The 20,564-nt window shown below is 73.9% G+C and carries 18 protein-coding genes; 10 read left to right on the top strand and 8 right to left on the bottom strand.

The window, feature by feature from the left end:
* Positions 1 to 555: DUF4192 domain-containing protein (locus tag B1205_RS31015; protein WP_254909768.1), on the bottom strand; the 555-nt coding region annotated here is incomplete at its 3' end.
* A gap of 162 nt (positions 556 to 717) precedes the next feature.
* Here B1205_RS31015 and B1205_RS07275 point away from each other — a divergent pair.
* The 5 genes from B1205_RS07275 to B1205_RS07255 all read left to right on the top strand — a co-directional run bounded on the left by B1205_RS07275 (position 718) and on the right by B1205_RS07255 (position 7,529).
* On the top strand, positions 718 to 1,632 hold the full coding sequence (locus tag B1205_RS07275) for a fructosamine kinase family protein (protein ID WP_089154861.1): 915 nt from the start codon (positions 718 to 720) through the stop codon (positions 1,630 to 1,632).
* On the top strand, positions 1,629 to 2,645 hold the full coding sequence (moaA, locus tag B1205_RS07270; protein ID WP_089154860.1) for a GTP 3',8-cyclase MoaA: 1,017 nt from the start codon (positions 1,629 to 1,631) through the stop codon (positions 2,643 to 2,645). The genes B1205_RS07275 and moaA overlap by 4 nt, the downstream gene beginning before the upstream one ends.
* A complete protein-coding gene (locus tag B1205_RS07265) occupies positions 2,642 to 2,893 on the top strand; it encodes a MoaD/ThiS family protein (RefSeq protein WP_176308454.1) in 252 nt (83 codons plus the stop codon). Before moaA ends, B1205_RS07265 begins: the two co-directional genes overlap by 4 nt.
* Before the next feature lie 12 nt (positions 2,894 to 2,905).
* Positions 2,906 to 4,252, top strand: a complete 1,347-nt coding sequence (locus B1205_RS07260) for a metallophosphoesterase (RefSeq protein ID WP_089154859.1) — start codon at positions 2,906 to 2,908, stop codon at positions 4,250 to 4,252.
* Between the two features lie 94 nt (positions 4,253 to 4,346).
* Positions 4,347 to 7,529: a UvrD-helicase domain-containing protein gene (locus B1205_RS07255; protein WP_089154858.1), complete on the top strand. Its 3,183-nt coding sequence runs from the start codon at positions 4,347 to 4,349 to the stop codon at positions 7,527 to 7,529.
* A gap of 136 nt (positions 7,530 to 7,665) precedes the next feature.
* On the opposite strand, the gene B1205_RS07250 is transcribed toward B1205_RS07255, so the two are convergent.
* Complete coding sequence (locus tag B1205_RS07250) at positions 7,666 to 8,448, bottom strand: prepilin peptidase (RefSeq protein ID WP_254909767.1); 783 nt, start codon at positions 8,446 to 8,448, stop codon at positions 7,666 to 7,668.
* 10 nt (positions 8,449 to 8,458) lie between these two features.
* A complete protein-coding gene (locus B1205_RS07245; RefSeq protein WP_089154857.1) occupies positions 8,459 to 9,466 on the bottom strand; it encodes an EamA family transporter in 1,008 nt (335 codons plus the stop codon).
* Between the two features lie 85 nt (positions 9,467 to 9,551).
* Between B1205_RS07245 and B1205_RS07240 the strand changes: the two genes are divergently transcribed.
* Positions 9,552 to 10,466 carry an LppU/SCO3897 family protein gene (locus tag B1205_RS07240; RefSeq protein ID WP_089154856.1) on the top strand — a complete coding sequence of 305 codons (915 nt, stop codon included), beginning with the start codon at positions 9,552 to 9,554 and terminating at the stop codon, positions 10,464 to 10,466.
* 132 nt (positions 10,467 to 10,598) lie between these two features.
* Positions 10,599 to 11,834: an ATP-binding protein gene (locus B1205_RS07235; protein ID WP_089154855.1), complete on the top strand. Its 1,236-nt coding sequence runs from the start codon at positions 10,599 to 10,601 to the stop codon at positions 11,832 to 11,834.
* A gap of 14 nt (positions 11,835 to 11,848) precedes the next feature.
* Here the strand turns inward: B1205_RS07235 and B1205_RS07230 are convergent, their stop codons facing one another.
* The gene (locus B1205_RS07230; protein ID WP_089154854.1) at positions 11,849 to 12,394 is read right to left on the bottom strand and encodes a GNAT family N-acetyltransferase; all 546 of its coding nucleotides are present in this window, start codon (positions 12,392 to 12,394) and stop codon (positions 11,849 to 11,851) included.
* A gap of 126 nt (positions 12,395 to 12,520) precedes the next feature.
* Here B1205_RS07230 and B1205_RS07225 point away from each other — a divergent pair, with 126 nt between their 5' ends.
* Together B1205_RS07225 and B1205_RS07220 are read left to right on the top strand one after the other, a co-directional pair.
* Complete coding sequence (locus B1205_RS07225; protein ID WP_089154853.1) at positions 12,521 to 13,066, top strand: DoxX family protein; 546 nt, start codon at positions 12,521 to 12,523, stop codon at positions 13,064 to 13,066.
* A 207-nt stretch (positions 13,067 to 13,273) separates the two neighbouring features.
* On the top strand, positions 13,274 to 14,710 hold the full coding sequence (locus B1205_RS07220; protein WP_089154852.1) for a glycosyltransferase 87 family protein: 1,437 nt from the start codon (positions 13,274 to 13,276) through the stop codon (positions 14,708 to 14,710).
* A 10-nt stretch (positions 14,711 to 14,720) separates the two neighbouring features.
* Here the strand turns inward: B1205_RS07220 and B1205_RS07215 are convergent, their stop codons facing one another.
* The 4 genes from B1205_RS07215 to moaC form a co-directional block, all read right to left on the bottom strand.
* Positions 14,721 to 15,152 carry a molybdenum cofactor biosynthesis protein MoaE gene (locus B1205_RS07215; RefSeq protein ID WP_089154851.1) on the bottom strand — a complete coding sequence of 144 codons (432 nt, stop codon included), beginning with the start codon at positions 15,150 to 15,152 and terminating at the stop codon, positions 14,721 to 14,723.
* Between the two features lie 52 nt (positions 15,153 to 15,204).
* The gene (locus tag B1205_RS07210) at positions 15,205 to 16,461 is read right to left on the bottom strand and encodes a molybdopterin molybdotransferase MoeA (RefSeq protein ID WP_089154850.1); all 1,257 of its coding nucleotides are present in this window, start codon (positions 16,459 to 16,461) and stop codon (positions 15,205 to 15,207) included.
* Positions 16,462 to 16,498: 37 nt separating this feature from the next.
* Positions 16,499 to 16,969, bottom strand: coding sequence for a MogA/MoaB family molybdenum cofactor biosynthesis protein (locus tag B1205_RS07205; RefSeq protein ID WP_089154976.1), 471 nt, complete (start codon positions 16,967 to 16,969; stop codon positions 16,499 to 16,501).
* Positions 16,966 to 17,457, bottom strand: coding sequence for a cyclic pyranopterin monophosphate synthase MoaC (moaC, locus tag B1205_RS07200; RefSeq protein ID WP_089154849.1), 492 nt, complete (start codon positions 17,455 to 17,457; stop codon positions 16,966 to 16,968). Before moaC ends, B1205_RS07205 begins: the two co-directional genes overlap by 4 nt.
* Before the next feature lie 578 nt (positions 17,458 to 18,035).
* Between moaC and B1205_RS07195 the strand changes: the two genes are divergently transcribed.
* Positions 18,036 to 20,528, top strand: coding sequence for a putative bifunctional diguanylate cyclase/phosphodiesterase (locus tag B1205_RS07195; protein WP_089154848.1), 2,493 nt, complete (start codon positions 18,036 to 18,038; stop codon positions 20,526 to 20,528).
* Positions 20,529 to 20,564 lie beyond the last annotated feature (36 nt).

Raw genomic sequence — 20,564 nt, 5'->3', positions numbered from 1 at the left:
CCGGTGACGGGCGCGGCCGGTCGCCCGGCGCATGGCGAGCCGGACCGGGCCGTCGAGCGGCGCCACCTGCGCGGCCAGCGCGGCCCGGTCCGGCAGGGCCACCTGACCGGCGAAGACGGCAGCGGCGCTGACCTGGCTGGCGGTCAGGTCGTACGGGGTGCCCTCGGCCGGGCAGCAGGCCGGCTCGTCGCAGAGATAGGACCACCAGCGGCCCTCGGTCACCCGCAGGGCGTCGAGGACGATCAGGCCCGCCGCGTCGAGCGCCCCGCCGACCGCGTCCACGGGGCCGGTGACCCGGGCCGCGGGGCCGTAGCCGATGACCGTCGCGGCGTCGGCGTCCTGCCGCGCCACCACCTGCGCCAGATGTCCGGCCGCCGGACCGGGGTCGGTGCCCGGTTCGGGCAGGTCCCCACGGGCGGCGAAGACCACGCGCTGCCCACGCACCGCGACCACCACGACGCTGTCGGCCGGATGGAAGCCGAGCAGGTAGGGCACGGCGGCGACGAGGTCGGCCGGGGAGCGGACGGAGAGGCGTGGGCGCTCGGTGGAGTTCATGCCGGGAGCGTGCGTGTCCGCCGGCCGTCGCGTCCGACCCTGTGGACGACACGCGGTCCATCCACAGATACGGAGAGTATTGGTGCAGGTGGGGCGCGTACGGCGACCGTCGCGGTGAGGACACGGCCACCGGATGTCCCAGCCACCGGCTACCTTGCGCTCATGGACCTGGCGTACCTGCGGGCACACCCGGAGCACCTGCCGACCTTCCTGACCCACCAGCGGATCCGGGAGACGCCGGTCTCCGGTGGCAGCATCTGTGCCGCCTCCCGCCTCACTCTCGACGACGGGCACTCCGTGTTCGCCAAGAGCTGGCCGGAGCGGTCGGCGCGGCCGGCACCGGACGACTTCTTCGCCACCGAGGCGGCCGGCCTGCGGTGGCTGCGCGAGGCCGGCACGGTGCCGGTGCCGGAGGTGCTGGTCGCGCTGCCGGAGCTGCTCGCGCTCGACTGGGTGGAGCCGGGCGAGCCGACCCCGGAGGCCGCGGAGGCGTTCGGCCGTGGGCTGGCCGGGCTGCACCGGGCCGGCGCACCCGCGTTCGGTGCCCGGTGGGCCGGGTTCATCGGGTCTCTCCCGCAGGACAACACGCCCGATCCCGGGCCATGGCCGGCCTGGTTCGCCCGGTGTCGCCTGCTGCCATACCTGCGGATGTCGGTCGACGGCGGCGCGCTCGCCGGGGAGGCGGCGGCCGTGGTCGAGCGGGTCGTCGACCGGATCGGCGATTTCGGCGGCGATGAGCCGCCGGCCCGCGTACACGGCGACCTGTGGCCCGGCAACCTGCTCTGGGGCGCCGACGATCGGGTCTGGTTGGTCGACCCGGCCGCGCACGGCGGCCACCGGGAGACCGACCTGGCGCAGCTCTCCCTCTTCGGCGGCGCGCCGCACCTGGACCGGGTCCTCGACGCCTACCAGGAGGCCTGGCCGTTGGCCGACGGCTGGCGTGAGCGGGTGCCGCTGCATCAGTTGCACCTGCTGCTGGTGCACACCGCGATCTTCGGCCCGGCGTACGCGGATGCGGTGGTCGCTGCCGCCCGCGCCGCGCTGGCGGGCTCCCGGCGCGCTACGGTCGACGGATGACCGCCCCCCGGACGACGGCCGACGGGGTCCTCGCCGACCGCTACGGCCGCGTCGCCCGGGACCTGCGGGTCTCGCTGACCGACAAGTGCAACCTGCGTTGCACCTACTGCATGCCGGCTGAGGGCCTGCCCTGGCTGGCCGGTCCGCAACTGCTCACCGACGCCGAGATCGTCCGGCTGGTCGGCGTCGCGGTGCGGCGGCTCGGCGTCACCGAGGTGCGCTTCACCGGCGGTGAGCCGCTCATCCGGCCCGGGCTGCCCGGCATCGTGTCGGCCGTCGCCGCGCTGTCGCCCCGGCCCCGCATCTCGCTGACCACCAACGGCATCGGCCTGGCCCGTCTCGCGCCGGCGTTGCGCGCCGCCGGGCTGGACCGGGTCAACGTCTCGCTGGACACGCTGGATGGCGCCCGCTTCGCCGCGTTGACCCGACGCGACCGGCACGCCGACGTGCTCGCCGGACTGGCCGGCGCGGCGGCGGCCGGGTTGACCCCGGTGAAGATCAACGCCGTGCTGATGCGCGGGGTCAACGACGACGAGGCCCCGGAGCTGCTCCGGTTCGCCCTGGCGCACGGCTACGAACTGCGGTTCATCGAGCAGATGCCGTTGGACGCCCAGCACGGCTGGGACCGCGCCGCCATGGTCACCGCCGACGAGATCCTGGCGGCCCTGCGCACCGCCTTCGACCTGCGCCCCGATTCGGCCGAGCGGGGTGCCGCCCCGGCCGAGACCTGGCTGGTGGACGGGGGACCGGCCCGGGTCGGGGTGATCGCCAGCGTGACCCGGCCGTTCTGCGGCGACTGCGACCGCACCCGGCTCACGGCCGACGGCCAGGTACGCAACTGTCTCTTCGCCACCGAGGAGTCCGACCTGCGTGGCGCGTTGCGGGCCGGCGCCGACGACGAGGACCTGGCCCGGCGCTGGCAGGCCGCGATGTGGGGCAAGCGGGCCGGGCACGGCATCGACGACCCGAGCTTCCTGCAACCCGCGCGGTCGATGTCCGCGATCGGAGGATGACGGTGCAGCTGACCGTCCGCTATTTCGCCGGTGCACGCGCCGCCGCCGGCCGGGCCGAGGAGACCGCATCCGCCGGCCGGTCACTGGACGAACTCCTCGACGACCTGGCCGCCCGCCACGGCGAGCGGCTGGCCGTGGTGCTGAAGGCGGCGAGTTACCTGGTCGACGGCGTCGCCTGTCATGATCGTCAGACACCGTTGCCGGCTGGAGTGACGGTGGACGTGCTGCCGCCCTTCGCGGGCGGCTGAGGGAGGCCCGACGTGCTGGCGACGGCGACATTCCTGGGCTTCGTCCTGCTCGTCATCGGCCTGATCCACCTCTATCTGTGGAAGCGGCTGGTCCGGGACACCACCCGGCCGGGGCGGTGGCGCCGGGCCGGCGGGGTGGCGGTGGTCCTGCTCGCGGTGCTCGTCCCCGTGACGCTCGCCGGCACGCGCAACGGCTGGTACTGGCTGGCCTGGCCGGGCTACCTGTGGCTGGCCCTGATGTTCTACCTGCTGGTGCTGCTGCTGGTACTCGAGGTGCCGACCGCGGTGGTTCGGCTCGGCCTGCGCCGCCGCACCCGGACGGCCACGGCCGCGGGGCAGCCCGAGCCGGCGCTGATCAGCACCGGCGGTGCGCCGTCCCGCACCGGTGGGACCGTCGAGATCGACGAGACCGCACCGGCGGACAGGGCCGCCGAAGCCGGAAAGGCGGCCGAGGCCGGAGAGGCCCCCGGGGCCGGTAAGGCCGCCGACACACCGCCGGCCGGTGCCGAGGCGGACCACGACCCGGACCGCCGCCTGCTGCTCGCGCGCGGCGCGGCGATCTTCGCCGGGATCACGGCCGCCGGCATCACCGGGTACGGCGTCCGCACCGCGATGGGTCCGCCTCGACTGGACCGGGTGCGGATCCCGCTGGCCAAGCTCCCCCGGAGCATGGACGGGCTACGGATCGCCACCGTCTCCGACATCCACCTCGGGCCGCTGCGCGGCCGGGCGCACACCGAGCGGATCGTCGCCATGATCAACCGACTCGACGCCGACCTGGTGGCGGTGGTCGGCGACCTGGTCGACGGCACGGTGGCCGAGCTGGGCACGGCGGCCGAACCGTTGCGTGGCCTGCGCTCCCGGTACGGCAGCTTTTTCGTCACCGGCAACCACGAGTATTACTCCGGGGTGGAGGAGTGGGTCCGCGAGGTCGACCGGCTCGGCCTGCGGGTGCTGCAGAACGAGCGGCAGGAGATCCGGGCCGGGGGCGGGGTGCTGGACCTGGCCGGGGTCAACGACGTCAGTGCCGCCGGCACCGGGCTGGCCGCGCCCGCCGACTACGCCGCCGCGCTCGGCGACCGCGACCCCAGCCGTCCGGTGGTGCTGCTGGCCCACCAGCCGGTGGCCGCGCACGAGGCGGCGAAGTTCGGCGTCGACCTCCAACTCTCCGGGCACACCCACGGCGGCCAGATGGTGCCGTTCAACCTGGCGGTGAAGCTCGAACAGCCGGTCGTCTCCGGCCTGGGCGAGGTGGACGGCACGAAGGTCTACGTGACCAACGGGGCCGGCTTCTGGGGTCCGCCGGTGCGGGTCGGCGCCCCACCCCAGGTGACGTTGGTCGAACTGCGCACGCCGTAGCGCACCCGGCCCGCCGCGTCCAGCACCGCATCGCTCAGGTCACGCGTACGCGTGGCGGCGGGCGGGCAAGGGATGCGGCATGACAGGATGCGGCGTGCCTCCGTTCAGCGCCGCATCCCCCGGTGGCCTCCCGCCCTACGTCGCGGATCTGCACATCCACTCGAAGTACTCCCGCGCGTGCAGCCGCGACCTGACCCTGCCGAACCTCGGCTGGTGGGCCCGGCGCAAGGGCATCGGGGTGCTCGGCACCGGCGATTTCACCCACCCCGCCTGGTACGACCACCTGCGCGAGACGCTGCACCCGGCCGAGCCGGGCCTCTACCGGCTGTCACCGGAGGCCGAGCGGGACATCGCCCGGCGGCTGCCGCCCCGGCTGGCCAGCGAGGCGGAGGCGGACCCGGTCCGGTTCATGTTGAGCGTGGAGATCTCCACCATCTACAAGCGGGACGACCGAACCCGCAAGGTGCACCACCTGATCTACCTGCCGGACCTGGACGCGGTGGGCCGCTTCAACACCGCGCTGGGCCGGATCGGCAACCTCGGTTCGGACGGACGGCCGATCCTCGGGCTGGACTCGCGCGACCTGTTGGAGATCACGCTGGAGGCCAGTCCGGACGGCTTCCTGGTGCCGGCACACATCTGGACCCCCTGGTTCTCCGCGCTGGGCTCGAAGTCGGGCTTCGACGCGATCGCCGACTGCTACGCCGACCTGGCCGACCACATCTTCGCCGTGGAGACCGGCCTCTCCTCCGACCCGGAGATGAACTGGCGGGTCGGCAGCCTGGACCGCTACCAGTTGGTGTCCAATTCGGACGCTCACTCGCCACCGGCGCTGGCCCGGGAGGCGACCGTCCTCACCGCGGACCGCGACTACTTCGCGATCCGCGAGGCGCTGCGCACCGGGAACGGGCTCGCCGGGACGGTCGAGTTCTTCCCGGAGGAGGGCAAGTACCACGCCGACGGGCACCGGGTCTGCGGGGTGAACTGGTCGCCGGAGCGGACCCGCGAGGCGGGCGGGCGCTGCCCGGAGTGCGGCAAGCCGCTGACCGTCGGCGTGTTGAGCCGGGTCGAGGAGCTGGCCGACCGTCCAGTGGGGCACCGGCCCGCACACGCCCGCGAGGTGGCCCACCTGGTGCCGCTGGCCGAGATCCTCGGTGAACTCAACCGGGTCGGCCCGCGGTCGAAGAAGGTCGAGGGCAAGCTCAACGAGCTGATCGCGGCGCTCGGCCCGGAGTTGGAGATCCTGACCCGTACCCCGGTGGAGGAGATCGGGCGGGTCGGCGGCGAACTGCTCGCGGAGGGCATCGGCCGGCTGCGCCGCGGCGACGTGCGCCGGGTGCCGGGCTACGACGGCGAGTACGGCGTGATCACGCTCTTCGACCCGGCGGAGCTGGGCGTCGGGGGCGGTGGCGGCGGGCAGGACGCGCTCTTCGACGTACCCGTGCCCGCGCAGCGGCGGCCCGCGGAGCCGCCGCCGAAGCCGAAGGCCAAGCGCCCGACGGCGGCCCGGCCGGAGCCGAAGCGCACGCCCCCGGCGCCACCGATCGCGCCGCAGCCTTCGCCGCACGAGCCGTTCGAGCCGATGCTCGCCGGCATGGAGGAGGTCGGCACCGGTCTGCTCGACCGGCTGGACGCGATGCAGCGGGTGGCCGCCTCCGCGCCCGGTGGTCCGCTGCTCATCGTGGCCGGCCCGGGCACCGGCAAGACCCGGACGCTCACCCACCGGATCGCCTACCTCTGCGCGGAGCTGAACGTCTTCCCGGACCAGTGCCTGGCGATCACGTTCACCCGGCGGGCGGCCGAGGAGCTGCGGCACCGACTGGACGGGCTGCTCGGACCGGTCGCCGAGGACGTCACGGTGGGTACGTTCCACTCGCTCGGGCTGACCGTGCTGCGGGAGAACGCGGCTGCCGCCGGGCTCCCGGCGGACTTCCGGATCGCCGACGACGCGGACCGGACGGCGGCCCGCGCGGAGGCCGGTGACGACGACGAACGGTACGCGGCGCTGCTGCGCAAGCGGGACCTGGTCGACCTGGACGAGCTGCTCACGCTGCCGGTGTCGCTGCTCAAGGGGGATCGCAAGCTGGTCCGGGAGTACCGCGAGCGGTGGAAGTGGATCTTCGTCGACGAGTACCAGGACGTCGACGCGGTGCAGTACGAGCTGCTGCGACTGCTCAGCCCGCCGGACGGCAACCTGTGCGCCATCGGCGACCCGGACCAGGCGATCTACTCGTTCCGGGGCGCCGACGTCGGCTACTTCCTGCGCTTCTCGCAGGACTTCACCGACGCCCGGCTGGTGCGGCTGAACCGCAACTACCGTTCCTCCGCGACGATCCTGGCCGCCGCCGTGCAGGCCATCGCGCCGTCGTCACTGGTCCGGGGTCGCCGTCTCGACCCGGCCCGTCTCGACCCGGAGGCCCCGCTGCTCGGCCGGTACGCCGCGACGTCGGTCTCCGACGAGGCCGACTTCGTGGTCCGCACGGTGGACGAGCTGGTCGGCGGCCTGTCCCACCGGTCGCTCGACTCGGGCCGGATCGACGGGCGGGCGACCTCGCTCTCCTTCTCCGACATCGCCGTGCTGTACCGCACCGACTCGCAGGCCGGGCCGATCGTGGACGCGCTGGCGCGGGCGAACATCCCGGTGCAGAAGCGCTCGCACGACCGGCTGCGCGACCGTCCCGGCGTGGCGGCCATCGCCCGCGAGCTGCGCCACGCCGGCCTCGACGGCTCGCTGACCGCCCGGGTCCGCGAAGCCGGTCGGCTGGTGGCGGAACGCTTCGCGGTGCCGACGCTCGACGGCACCGGCGCGGTACGCCCCGACGACGTCCGCACGGCCGTGGACCTGCTCACCCCGCTGGCCCGGCGCTGCGACGACGACCTCGGGCTCTTCCTGAACCAGCTCGCGACCGGCGCGGAGGTGGACGCGCTCGACCCGCGCGCCGAGGCGGTCACGCTGCTCACGTTGCACGCGGCCAAGGGGCTGGAGTTCCCGGTGGTGTTCCTGGTCGGCGTCGAGGACGGTCTGCTGCCGCTGCGGTGGCCGGGCACCGAACCGGACGAGGACGCGGTGGCGGAGGAGCGGCGGCTCTTCTTCGTCGGCCTGACCCGGGCACAGGACCGGCTCTACGTGAGCCACACCGCCCGGCGCAGCCGGCACGGCACGGAACGGGAAACCCGGCCCTCGCCGTTCCTCGACGTGATCGACCCGGCGTTGTTCGACCGGCTCGGCGCGACCGAGCCACGCCGCCCCCGAGATCACCAGCTCCGCTTGATGTGAAAGGAGGGGCCCCCTATTAACGCATTCGGTATAGGCGGGGCCCCTTATTAACACGCAGGCAGCGGCGCGCGTGCAGGTGGCGGGTGCGTGCGGCAGCGGGCGGGCGGGTGCGGCAGCGGGCGGGCGGGTGCGGCCGTCAGGTGAGCAGGACGGCGAGCCAGGCGCCGGCGAGGATCGCCGGGCCGAACGGCACCGGGGTGTCGCGGCGTACCCGGCCGGTGAGGAGCAGCGTGAGGACCGTCGCTCCGGCGAGCACATGCGGGAGGAGCAGCCCGAGCCGCAGCGTCGGCCAGCCGAGCCAGCCCAGCGGGAGCCCGAGCGCGGCGGCGAGCTTCACGTCGCCGAAGCCGAGCCGGGCGCCGGGCAGCAACGCCAGCAGCAGGTAGCCGACGAGGGAGAGACCGGCCCCGGCCAGGGCGGTCGTCAGGCGCCACGGTTCGCCGGTGACCAGCGCGGTCCCGACCAGGCCGGCACCGCCGGCCACCATCGCCACGCCGACCAACGGGTCGGGCAGTCGCAGGGTGGTCAGGTCGGTCACGGTGAGGGCCAACCCGACGGCGGCGACCAGCAGCAGGGCCGGCAGCACGGGTTCGGTGCCGCGGGCGACGGCCAACCCGCCGAACACCACGGCGCCGATCGCCACCATGGTGGACCGGCGCGGCGGCGCGCACGTCGACCAGACGGCGCGAGACCCACCGGTGCGCCGGTCGGCACCGCCACGGGCGGCAGCACCGGAAACCGCGCCACCCGACACGGCAGCACCGGGAACGGCAGCACCGCCGGGGAGAGCGACACCGCCGGGAAGAGCAGCACCGCCGGGAACGGCGCGGCCGCCGACGACGTGGCGGCCGGTCGGCAGCGCGGCCCGACCGGCCAGCGCGCCGAGGAGCGCCACCCCCACCACCAGCACCGCCGACACGGGCCGGACGCTACCGCCCGATCCGCCTATGGGCAGCCCCGCCACCGGCTGCCGGCGTCGGCCGGCGCGGGCGTTCGGTGCTCACCACCACGGCCACACCGGCCACGATGACCACGCCGCCGAGCAGCACCTGCGCGGTGACCGGCTCGGCGACGAGGAGCGCGCCGAGCGCCACCGCGACCGCCGGGTTCACGTACGCGTACGTGGAGACCAACGAGATCGGGGCGTGGGCGAGCAACCAGACGTACGCGGTGAAGGCGACCAGCGAGCCGGCCACCATCAGGTACGCCAGCGCCAGCCAGGATCGCCCGGTCACCTCGGTGGGGGCGAAGTCGCGCAGCTCACCGCGGCCGGCCGCGATCACCGCGAGCACCGCCGCGCCGGCCACCATCTCGTACACCGTGGCGACGAAGGGGTCGGCGGGCATCGCGATCCGCCCGGCCAGGTACGAGCCGATCGACCAGCTCGCGGCGGCCGCGACCACGGTCAACGCGCCGGCCACCGGCACCCCGTCGACGCCGTCGCGGGGCAGCACGAGCAGGACGAGACCGGCGAAGCCGAGCGCCACGCCGGCGAAGGTCCACGGCCGGGGCCGGTCCCCGCCGGCCGTCCGCAGCACCACCACCAGGAGCGGGACGGTGGCGACCAGCAGCGCGGCGACGCCGGAGGGCACCGCGGTGCCGGGCGGACCGGACTCGGCGAGCACCACCAGCCCGTTGCCGCCGGCCAGCAACAGCACGCCGACCAGCGCCGCCGCGCCGAGTCGACGCGCCGGCACGCGTAGTGCCCCGGGTCCGCGCCGCAGGCGCAGCACCAGCGCGAGCACCACGGCGGCGGCGGCGAACCGCATCGCGGCGGAGGTGAGCGGCGGCAGGGACTCGACCGCGACCCGGATGCCCAGGTAGGTCGAGCCCCACAGCACGTAGACGACGGCCAAGGCGGTCCAGATCAGAGCGGCGCGGGCCGGCGGCGCCGGGGCGCCGGCGACCTCCGTGGCGTTCGTGGGGCGTGAGCTCATTGGTGGACCACGCTACGGTGACCACGGCGTCGGCGTCCCCTGTTGGTGGCCGGCCTCTCAGCAAAGGCGTACGCAGGAGGCGTTCATGTCGAACTTCGAACCACCGGGCGGCACACCCGAGCCCTGGGCGGGACGACGCCCCGACGACGGGTACGCCCCCGATCCGAACGGGCCGCCCGCCGGCGGCCCGCAGTACGGTCCGCCTCCGCAGTACGGCCCACCGCCGCAGCAGCACGGGCCGCAGTACGACGGCCCACCCCACCAGCAGTACGGCCCACCCCAGCGGTACGGCCCGCCCGACGAGTACGGACCACCCGACGAGTACGGCCCGCCCCAGCAGTACGGCCCACCCCAGCAGGGGTACGGCCCACCCCAGCAGTACGGGCCGCCCGCCCAGCGCTACGAGCCGGCGCCCGGGTGGACCGCCGGTCCGGACCAGCCGGCCGCGCCCTACCCGCCGCACCCCGGCCAGCCGCCGTACCTCACCGGTCCGCCGGCGTACGCGGACCAGCCGCCGCCGTACGCCCAGCCCGAATCGCCCCGGCGGAGCAGGAAACCGCTGCTGCTGGCGGTGGTGATCGTGCTGGCGGTGCTGCTGGGCGGCGCCGGGGCGTACTGGTTGCTCGGTCGTGGCGACGAGAAGACCCCGGCGGCCGGGCCGACGCCCGCCACCGCGCCGGCCGCGGACCCGACGTCGGCGGCGCCGAGCGACCCGGCGGAGGTGCCGCCCACGACGGCGGCGCCGGCCTCCTCGACCGACCCGCGCTTCGTCAAGGCGGGGCAGTGCGTCGCCAACCAGGGCGACGGCGGCCAGGCGAAGCTGGTCATCGCCGACTGCGGCCCGAAGACGTACGAGGTGCTGCGCCGGATCGACGGCGCGACCAGCGGCAAGAAGGACGCCGAGACGAAGTGCGGCAAGGTGGCCGGCTACACCGACTGGTACTTCTTCAACAGCGAGTTGGACACGCTCGACTTCGTGCTGTGCCTGAAGCGGCGCTGAGGCCGGTAGGGGAAACTAGGGCGGTCTAGCATCCACGCTAGACAGCCCTAGTTTCGGATCGAGAGCGACACGCGGTATCCGCCTCTACGCACGTCTAGCCCGCCCGCTAGACGAGCCGATAATGTGCGAGCCGTGGATCCGGTCCGCAACCCGTACGCCCCCGGCGCAGGTCAGCGCCCACCCGAACTCGCCGGGCGGGGGCGGGAACTGGACGTCTTCGACGTGGTGCTGGAGCGCATCGCGCGCGGGCGGCCGGAACGCAGCCTGATGCTCACCGGGCTGCGCGGAGTGGGCAAGACGGTGCTGCTGAACACGCTCCGGTCGGAGGCGATCAACCACCTCTGGGGCACCGGCAAGATCGAAGCCCGACCGGACCAGTCGCTGCGTCGGCCGATCGCCGCCGCGCTGCACATGGCGGTGCGCGAGCTGGCCCCCCGGCATCGGGCCCCGGACCGGATCGACGGCTTCCTCGGCGTACTCAAGGCGTTCGGGCAACGCTCGGCGCCGGGCGGACGGGCCGGTGCCGCGCCGAAGCTGCGCGACCGGTGGCAACCCGGCATCGACGTGCCGGCGAGCAGCGGCCGGGCCGACTCCGGCGACATCGAGATCGACCTGGTCGAACTGCTCAGCGACGCGGCGGCGGTCGCCACCGACGTGGGCACCGGCATCGCGATCTTCATCGACGAGATGCAGGACGTCGGCGCGGAGGACGTCTCCGCGCTCTGCGCCGCCTGCCACGAGCTGTCCCAGCTCGGGGCCCCACTGATCGTGGTGGGTGCCGGGCTGCCGCACCTGCCGGCCGTGCTGAGCGCCGCCAAGTCGTACTCCGAGCGGCTCTACCGCTACCAGCGCATCGACCGGCTGGACCGGATCGCCGCCGACCAGGCACTCTGCGCGCCGGCCGAGCGGGAGGAGGTCGAGTACGAGCAGAAGGCGCTCGACCTGCTCTACGAGAAGTCCGGTGGCTACCCGTACTTCGTCCAGGCGTACGGAAAAGCCACCTGGGATCATGCGCCCCGCTCGCCGATCACGGCGGCGGACGTCCGGGTGGCCGCGCCCGAGGCGGAGGCGGAGCTGGCGGTGGGTTTCTTCGGTTCGCGGTTCGAGCGGGCGACCCCGGCCGAACGCGAGTACATGCGGGCGATGGCCACCCTTTCCCTGGTGGACGGCGAGGGCGGGGGCCGGGACGACATGGATGCCGCGGTGCCCACCGCGGAGATCGCGCGGGCGCTCAGTCGCAAACCGGCCAGCCTCTCCCCGGCCCGGGACGCACTGATCAAGAAGGGGCTGATCTACTCCGGCGAGCGGGGGACGGTGGCGTTCACCGTCCCGCACTTCGGCCGCTACCTGCGCACCCAGCCGGCCTGAGCGGCGGCCGGCGGTCAGACCCGGGACCAGGGCGGCGGGAAGACCACCTCGCCGGCCGGGGGCGGGGGCTCCTCGCCGGTGGACGGTGGCAGCACCAGCGCCTGCCACGGCTCCCCCAGGCCGGACCAGGGGCTGGTGAGCCCAAGCCGGTCCGCCGGGCCGAAGCCGAAGCGCCGGTAGTACGCCGGGTCGCCCAGCACCACGACCAGCCGCTCGCCCAACTCCGTGGCGGCGTCCAGCGCCGCCTGCACGACCGCGGTGCCGTGCCCGACGCGCTGCCGGTGCCGGGCCACCGCCACCGGGCCGAGCGCCAGCGCCGGCCAGGCACCCCCGTCGGCGCGTACCCGCACGCGGGTGAGCAGCGCGTACCCCACCACCTCGCCGCCGTACTCGGCGACCATGGCCAGCTCGGGGATCCACGCGGCGCTGTGCCGCAGCTCCTCGACCAGGCCGACCTCCGGTGGAACGGTCACGTCGGGCCGGGCGAACGCGGCGGCGAGCACCCGGGCCACCGGCGCCTCGTCCGCCGGGTCCTCCGGGCGCAGTCGCAGCGTCGTCACCCGCGCGACCTTACCCAACGCAACCGGTCCATCCGCGACGGTCGCTGAAATCGATACCGGACGGACGTCGATCCCTTTCGTGTGTTGCGGGGGTGACGGGGCCCGCGACGGGGTATGACTGGAACCATGAAGCCCGTGCGCTCCCTCGCCCGAGTCATGTTGAGTGGCATCTTCGTGGTCAGCGGCGCCCGTAACCTGCGTGCCCCGGAACGGGTGGTGCCCGCCGCGAAGCCGGTCACCGACCGGGTCGCTCCGCTGATTCGGAACGTGCACCCGCGCATCCCGACCGACACCACGACGCTCGTCCGGGCCAACGCCGCCGCCCAACTGGTCGGCGGTCTGATGCTGGCCACCGGCCGGTTCAGCCGCCCGGCCGCGCTGGTGCTCGCCGGCACCCTGCTGCCGACGACCGCCGCCGGCCATCCCTTCTGGACCGACGACGACCCGGCGGCGCGCAACGCCAACCAGGTCCACTTCCTGAAGAACCTCGGGCTGCTCGGTGGGCTCCTCCTCGCCGCCGCGGACACCGAGGGCAAGCCGGGGCTGCGCTGGCGCGCCGGCCACCGGATCCACCACTCGCGCCGGTCGGTCAAGCGCGCGGTCCGCACCGCGCGGCGGGAGGCGCGGATCGCCGTACGCTCCGCCGCGACCGCGCGCCGCATCCCCGGCTGACCCCGCACCTCCGTACGGCCGCCACCCCCCGCAAGGCCACCAATCACCTGAACCATCCGAGATCCGTTTACACGGTGGAAATGTCAAAAACACGTGTGGGATCGGACACGGTCGTGTAACGCGGGAGGCAGCGACGTGAGGCACCGTTCTAGGCTCCGTTCTGGACCTGGACGGGCACGTCGACCTTGGCACGGGGGTGGTCACGCCATGCCGACGACAGTCGGTGGACGGACGGACCGCCTCGCTTCGATCCCCCGCGTCGTCGCCGGGATCGACCGGCGGATCGTCGTCCGCGTCGGCCTCGTGGCCGCCGTCTCGTACTCGGCATGGCTCGCCGTCGGCGCCTTCGGCCGGCCGTACAACTTCTTCGACATGAAGATCTACCACGGTGCCGTGCTGTGGTGGGCGGGCGGCAACGACCTGTACGACTTCATCTCCCCCTCGACGACCCTCGGCTTCACCTACCCGCCCTTCGCCGGCCTGGTCATGCTGCCGATGGCCTGGTTGCCGGTGGACGCGGCGGGGTTCGTCAACGCGCTGGCCAGCATCGGCGCGCTCGCCGTGGTGCTGGCGGGACTGCTCCGCCCCATCGTGGACCGACTCGGCTGGTCCCTCTGGTTCACCGTCGGCATCGCCACCCCGCTCGCCGCGGCCATCGAGCCGTCCCGGGAGACCCTCGGCTACGGCCAGGTCAACCTGCTGCTCTTCGCACTGATCATGGCGGACCTGATGGGCCTGCGGTGGCGGGCCCGGCGGGGTACCCACCACGAGACCGCCGAGTCGCCGCTGGCCCGTTTCGTCTACGGCGGCGCCTGGGCCGGCGTCGGCATCGGGCTCGCCACCGCCGTCAAACTCACCCCGGCGCTGTTCGTGGCCTATCTGCTGTTCACCCGGCAGTGGCGGGCCGCGTTGATCGCGACCGGCACCGCGGTCGGGGTGACGCTCGCGACGTTCGGCGTGGTCGGCGGGGAGTCGCGCACCTACTTCACCAGCGTGTTGTGGCAGACCGAGCGGGTCGGCGCGGCCGACATGACCGCCAACCAGTCCCTCGCCGGCCTGCTGGCCCGGCTCTACGACTCGATCGAGACGCCCGGGTTGCTCTGGCTCGCCTTCTCGGTGCTGGTGCTGGCGCTGGGTCTGTCCCGGGCGATGAGCGCCCGCGCCGACGGCGACGAACTGACCGCGTTCACCCTGGTCGGGCTCACCGCCAACGTGATCAGCCCGGTCTCCTGGTCGCACCACCTGGTGTGGGTCATCCCGGCGATCATCGTGCTCGCCGACGCCGCGGTACGCCGCCGCGACGCCAGCCGGGGCCTGCCGTTACGCGCCAGCGGGCTGCCACCGGCGAACGGGGTGCCCGCGCTGCGCCCGCCGATCTGGTACCCGACGCTGACCGGGCTCCGGCACGCCGCCGGCGCGCTCGGGCTCTACCTGCTGTTCCTGGTCTCGCCGATCTGGCCGTACGAGCACCAACTCCCCGAGGTGTCCCACTACCAGGACGGCCTGTTCGGCGCGCTGATGGAGAACTCCCTCGCCATCGCGCTGATCGTGCTGGTGGCGGCGCTGCCCTGGCGTCCCGGCGCCGAGCCGGCGTTCTACCCCGACCGGCTGTCCCGTACGGCCCCGCTCGCCGTCCGCCGCTGAACGGGCCCGATCAGGGGCAGTTCACCCACTCCTCGGTGCCGTCGTCGAAGACCTGCCGTTTCCAGATCGGCAGCCGCGCCTTGACCTCGTCGACCAACCGGGCGCAGGCCGCGAACGCCGCCGCCCGGTGCGCGGTGCTGACGGCGGCGACCAGCGCCACGTCACCGATCTCCAAAGCGCCGATGCGGTGCGACACCGCCACCGCGAACACCGCCGGGTCGGCGGCGATCTCGTCGGCCACCTCCCGCAGCACCGCCTCGGCGCTCGGGTGGCCCTCGTACTCCAGCCGGGTGACCGCCCGCCCGTGGTCGTGGTCCCGCACCACGCCCTGGAAGGAGACCACCGCGCCGGCCCGCCGGTCGGCGACCGCCGCCTCGTGGGCGGCCAGGTCGAGCGGCCGGTCGGTCACCGAGCCAAGCACCACACGCGTCTGGGCCGTCACGGNCCTTCCGTTCGCGACTGCGGGGCTCGCAAAACCGGCTCACTCCTCGCGCTCACGAGCGCTCCCCGGGAGACAGCGGCAACGGTACGAGGGGGACCCGGTCGCCGGCGGCTCCGCTGGTGCCGGGTCGGATCACCGCGAACCCGTCCGCTCCGGCCAGGCCGCGCAGCATCGCGGAGCCGACGTGCCGCACCGGGTGGGCGGTGCCGGCCACCCGGTCCCACCGGGCCAGGGCGAGGTGGGTGTACTCACCGCGCCCGGGGACCGGCTCGGCCAGCGTGACCTGCGGCAGCACGGGCATCGGCCGGCCGGTGAGGCCGGCGATCAGGGGTGCCACCAGCGAGACCAGCGCCACTACGGCGGACTGCGGGTTGCCGGGCAAACCGGCCACGAAGCGCACCCGGCCGTCGCCGTCGACCAGTCGGGCGAGCAGCATCGGGAAGCCGGGGCGCACCGCCACCGTGTTGACGACGTAGTCGGCGCCGAGCGCCTCCAGCGTCGGGTGGAGGTGGTCGACCGGACCGTGCATGGTGCCCCCGGTGGTGCAGACCAGGTCGGCGGTGGTGAGCGCACCGCGCAACGCGGCGACGTGCGCGGGCAGGGTGTCGGCGACCGGGCCGACCACGTCGGCGGCGCGCACCTGGCAGCCGTAGCGGCGCAGCCAGGCCGGCACCGAGGGGCCGAGCGCGTCGCGGACCCGACCGGCCCCGGGCGGACCCGCGGTGAGCAGTTCGTCGCCGAAGACCAGCAACGCGGCCCGGGGTGGGCGACGGACCCGCAGCGTGTCGTGCCCGCAGGAGGCGGCCAGGCCGATCACCGCCGGATCGACCGGCGTGCCGGCGGGCGACAACTCCTCGCCGAGGTGCGCCTCCTCGCCCGGCTCGCGCCACTCCGGCTGAGGTCGGGGGGTGCCGGCCACCCGTCCGTCCGCCGTCCGGGTCGACTCCTCGATCCGCAGGATCGCGCTGGTGCCCTCGGGGACCATCGCGCCGGTGGCGATCTCCACGGTGCTGCCGTCCGCGGTCAACGGGGGTGGCGTGTGCCCGGCGAGCACGCGCCCGGTGATCTGCCACGGCCCCGCCCCGCGCACCGCCCAGCCGTCCACGCTGGAGGTGGGGAACGCGGGCAGGTCGGTCCGCGTGGTCAGTGGCTCGGCCAGCGTGTGCCCGTCGGTGTCGGCCAACGGCCGGGTCACCACGGGGAGCGCGGCGGAGAGAGCGACCGCGTACACCCGCGCGCGGGCCTCCTCCCAACCGGCCGGCGGGGGCGTGCCCACCTCGACGCCGGCGGCTTCGGTTTCCGTGCTCATCCGGCGAGCCTAACGCCGGCGCACCCGGCCCGCGGGCTCAGTGGTCACCGCCGCGGAGCTGGTCGACCGCGTGCCGCAGGATCGGCCCGAGGACGGCGAGCCCGTCGCGCGCCCCGCCCCGAGAGCCGGGCAGGTTGACCACCAGCATCCGGCCGGCCACCCCGGCCAGGCCCCGGGAGAGCGCGGCCGTCGGCACCGCGTCACGGCTGTGCGCCCGGATCGCCTCGGCGATGCCGGGGATCTCGTGGTCGAGCAGCGCGCGGGTCACCTCGGGCGTGCGGTCGGTCGGGGTGATGCCGGTGCCACCGCTGGTCAGCACCACGTCGACGCCCTCGTCGCGGGCGGCGCGCAGCGCCTCGCCGACCGGGTCGCCGTCCGGCACCACCACCGGCTCGTCGACCGTGCAGCCCAACTCCCGCAGACCGGCGACGAGCAACGGGCCGCTGGTGTCCTGGTAGACCCCGGCGGCAGCCCGATTCGAGGCGACGATCACCCGGGCCCGGATCACGGCCGGTCCTCCGGGCGGACCCACTCGCCGGTCTTGCCGCCCTCCTTGCGGAGCACCCGGACGGCGTCCACCGAGGCGGCCGGGTCGACGGCCTTGACCATGTCGACCAGGGCGAGCCCGGCGACGGCCACCGCGGTGAGCGCCTCCATCTCCACGCCGGTGCGGTCCGCGGTCCGCGCGGTCGCGGTGATCTCCACCGTGTCGGCGGTGAGGCTCAGGTCGACCGTGACGGCGTGCAGTGCGATCGGGTGGCAGAGCGGGATCAGGTCGGGGGTGCGCTTGGCCCCCATGATGCCGGCGATCCGGCCGACCGCGAGCGCGTCGCCCTTGGGCAGGCCGTCGCGGCGCAGCAACTCCACCACCTCGGCGGTGGTGCGGAGTCGGCCGGCGGCGACGGCGAGCCGGCCGGAGACCGGCTTGGCGGAGACGTCGACCATCCGGGCCGCACCGGCCGGGTCGACGTGGGTGAGCTGCGCGGGTTCGGTCACCGTCCGACCCTATCCGTCGGGTACGACGCCGCGCGGCTCCCGCCCGCGTGACGTCGATATCGTCGAATGCAATTGAATAGGCATCGCGTTGCACACTTATGTAAGGTTGCGCCCGATCCGCCGCACCGATCGAAACGTATCGGAGAGCGACGGCGCTTTTTCTGTCAGTTGACGTGCCGCATGTTACGCAAGCGGGAACCGAACGACTACAGACATCGGTCAGGACGGGCTCGATAATCCCACTGGAACGGCCGACCGAATAAGCGTTCAGTCTTCACGCAAAGACAGGGCGTAACAAGAGGCAGCCTCATTGGCGCAATATGCGCATATGGACATCTAATAGCACCAAGGCTGCCGAATCGACCATAAGATGTCGTGTATCGGAGGGCCGGTGAACGGCCCGCAGCTCGAACGAAGGGCGAAGCAGATGCGCGGCAACGACTGGCTGTGAAGCGAACTTCCCGGGCGCCTGGACAGGTCGTACAGTACGGGTACACGCACCGCGACGAACCGGGTGCGCCGGAGGCGACCACGTGACACGCGCCCAGGCACGCGACAATGGGACCGATCGGCGGCTGATGCTGCTTGTCGGTCTCGTCGTGTTTTCCGCCGGCATCGCCATCCTGGCCAGTATCCGGCTGATCGGCAGCGGCGGCCTGGTGACGGAGAAGAACCTCACCAGCGCCCTCACGATCACCTTCCTCGTCGCCGTCGCCGCCACCGTCAATGTACGAATCCGCATTCGCGCCACCACCCATGGTGTTTCCTGGACCGACGCCGCCTCCGTCATCGGCCTCGCGGTCGCACCCGTGCCGTGGGTCGTCCTCGCCACCGGCCTCGGCGTCGCGATCGCCCGACTGATCGGCCGGCTACCGCCCATCAAGCTCGCCTTCGGCATCGCCAAGGAGATGACCCTGGCCGCCGTCGGCGGCCTCGTCCTCACCATCGCCGGATGGTCCTGGCCCTGGACGGGCCCGATCGGTCGGTCACTGCCCGCCCTGGTGCTGGCCTACCTGACCGTCGTGGTCCTCGACGAACTGCTCACCTTCCCGGTCCTCGCCTTCGCGACCGGCACCCCGATCCGCAACCGGTTCCGGGAACAGGTGGACCTCCGACTGGCGAGCGTCCTCGCCCGCTTCTCGGTGATCCTGTGCACGCTGCTCATCCTCCGCGCCAACGCGACCTTCCTGGTCGTCGTCCCGCCCCTGGTGCTGAGCCTGCACCTGGCCTACTCCAGTCGCCTGCGCAGCCGCGCCGAACGGGAAGCCTGGCAACGACTGGCCCGCACCACCGACGCGTTGAACGTGGTCGACCTCGACCAGGTGCTCACCACCGCGGTCACCCAGGCCACCGAACTCTTCTCCGCCGACGAGGTGGAGATCGAACTACGCGAGCAGGGCCGCGTCGTACGCGGCGTGGGCGGCGCCATCACCTACCGCGGTCCGACCGGCGAACCCAGCACGGTCCAGGGATCGGTGCTCACCAGCCGCCTCGAAGGCCACGACCGGACCGTCGACATCGGCATGCTGCGCCTACGGTTCGCCGGGCCGGTCGAACTCTCCGAGCGGGAGCAGTACACCCTGCGTACCTTCGCCTCCGCGCTCTGCACCGCGGTGCGCAACGCCCAGGCGTACGCCGAACTCGCCCGCATCGCCGACGCCCACGCGTACGCCGCCACCCACGACGCCCTCACCGGCCTGTCCAACCGCCGGCACCTGCTGGACGAGGGCACCGCCCAGCTCACCGCCCGGCACGCCGACGGCGTCACCGCCCTGGTGCTGATCGACCTCAACCACTTCAAGGAGGTCAACGACACCCTCGGGCACGGCGCCGGTGACCGGGTGCTGATCCAGGTCGCCCAGCGGCTACGCGCCGCCGCCCGCCCCGACGACCTGGTCGCCCGGCTCGGCGGCGACGAGTTCGCCCTGCTGCTACGCGGCCTGCCCGCCCCGGCCGTCGCCGCGCACCGCGCCGAGGCCCTCCTCGCCGGCCTGCACGACCCGCTCGACCTGGACGGCATGCGGATCAGCGTGGAAGCCAGCGGCGGCATCGCCGTCGCCCCCGCCACCGGCGGCATGACCGAACTGCTGCGCCGCGCCGACGTCGCGATGTACCAGGCCAAACGCGCCGGCCAGCGGATCGCCACGTACGCGCCGACGCGCGACACCGCCGACCTGAGCCGGCTCACCCTCGGCGGCGAACTGCCCCGGGCCGTCGCCGACCACGAGTTCAACGTCAACTTCCAGCCCATCGTCGACCTCGCCAGCGGCGAGGCCATCGGCGCGGAGGCGCTGGCCCGCTGGCACCACCCCACCCACGGGATGATCGACCCACTGCGCTTCCTCGAAGCGGTGGAACGCTCCGGGCTGCTGCCCGCGTTCGCCGAGGCGATCCTCGACCAGGCGCTGATCGCGGCCGGCTCCTGGCGCGACGCCGGCTTCGACCTACCGGTCTCCGTGAACGTGTCGCCCCGCAGCCTCCTCGACGCCCGCTTCCCCGGCGCCGTGCTGGCCCGGCTGCGCGCACACGACCTCCCACCCGACCGACTCGTGCTCGAACTCACCGAGACGCTCACCCTCAGCCAGCTCGACGTGGTCGACCGCGTACTCAGCCGACTCCGCGACTCGGGCGTCCGACTGGCCCTCGACGACTTCGGCACCGGCTACTCCTCGCTGTCCCTGCTCTCCCGCATCCCGGTCCACGAACTCAAGATCGACCGCAGCTTCGTCAACGCCATGGAGACCGCGCCCGAGGCCGCCGCCGTCATCCGCTCCACCCTCGACCTGGGCCGCAGCCTCGACCTCACCGTCGTCGCCGAGGGCGTGGAGAGCGAACCCCAACGCCGTGCCCTCTGGGAGTTGGGCTGCGCGGCCGGCCAGGGCCACCTGTTCGCCCGGCCGCTCGCCGCCGGCGCGCTGCTCGCCGCCCTCCGCCGGGGCGCCGGCGGCCGACCCGGCACGCTCGCCGCCCCGCTGCACGACGCCGGCGCCGTCATCCGCCTGCCCGGCCGCCGAGGCGGCGGCACCCGCACCCGTCCCGCCGCCTCCGCCGGCGACCCCCGGCAGCCCTGACCCGGCCGGGTCACACCCCCGATCTGCCAGACTGGC

This window comes from Micromonospora sp. NBS 11-29, from assembly GCF_002140155.1.
Taxonomy (GTDB): domain Bacteria; phylum Actinomycetota; class Actinomycetes; order Mycobacteriales; family Micromonosporaceae; genus Micromonospora.
Note: the sequence above shows the minus strand (reverse complement) of the source record. Positions and strands in the feature narration are given on the sequence as shown.

Bases quoted from the DNA above. Each gene is read 5' to 3' on its own strand.
- B1205_RS07210 (WP_089154850.1), bottom strand. From the start codon at position 16,461: ATGAGCACGGAAACCGAAGCCGCCGGCGTCGAGGTGGGCACGCCCCCG.
- B1205_RS07265 (WP_176308454.1), top strand. From the start codon at position 2,642: ATGACGGTGCAGCTGACCGTCCGCTATTTCGCCGGTGCACGCGCCGCC.
- moaA (WP_089154860.1), top strand. From the start codon at position 1,629: ATGACCGCCCCCCGGACGACGGCCGACGGGGTCCTCGCCGACCGCTAC.
- B1205_RS07240 (WP_089154856.1), top strand. From the start codon at position 9,552: ATGTCGAACTTCGAACCACCGGGCGGCACACCCGAGCCCTGGGCGGGA.
- B1205_RS07225 (WP_089154853.1), top strand. From the start codon at position 12,521: ATGAAGCCCGTGCGCTCCCTCGCCCGAGTCATGTTGAGTGGCATCTTC.
- B1205_RS07275 (WP_089154861.1), top strand. From the start codon at position 718: ATGGACCTGGCGTACCTGCGGGCACACCCGGAGCACCTGCCGACCTTC.
- B1205_RS07195 (WP_089154848.1), top strand. From the start codon at position 18,036: ATGCTGCTTGTCGGTCTCGTCGTGTTTTCCGCCGGCATCGCCATCCTG.
- B1205_RS07220 (WP_089154852.1), top strand. From the start codon at position 13,274: ATGCCGACGACAGTCGGTGGACGGACGGACCGCCTCGCTTCGATCCCC.
- B1205_RS07245 (WP_089154857.1), bottom strand. From the start codon at position 9,466: ATGAGCTCACGCCCCACGAACGCCACGGAGGTCGCCGGCGCCCCGGCG.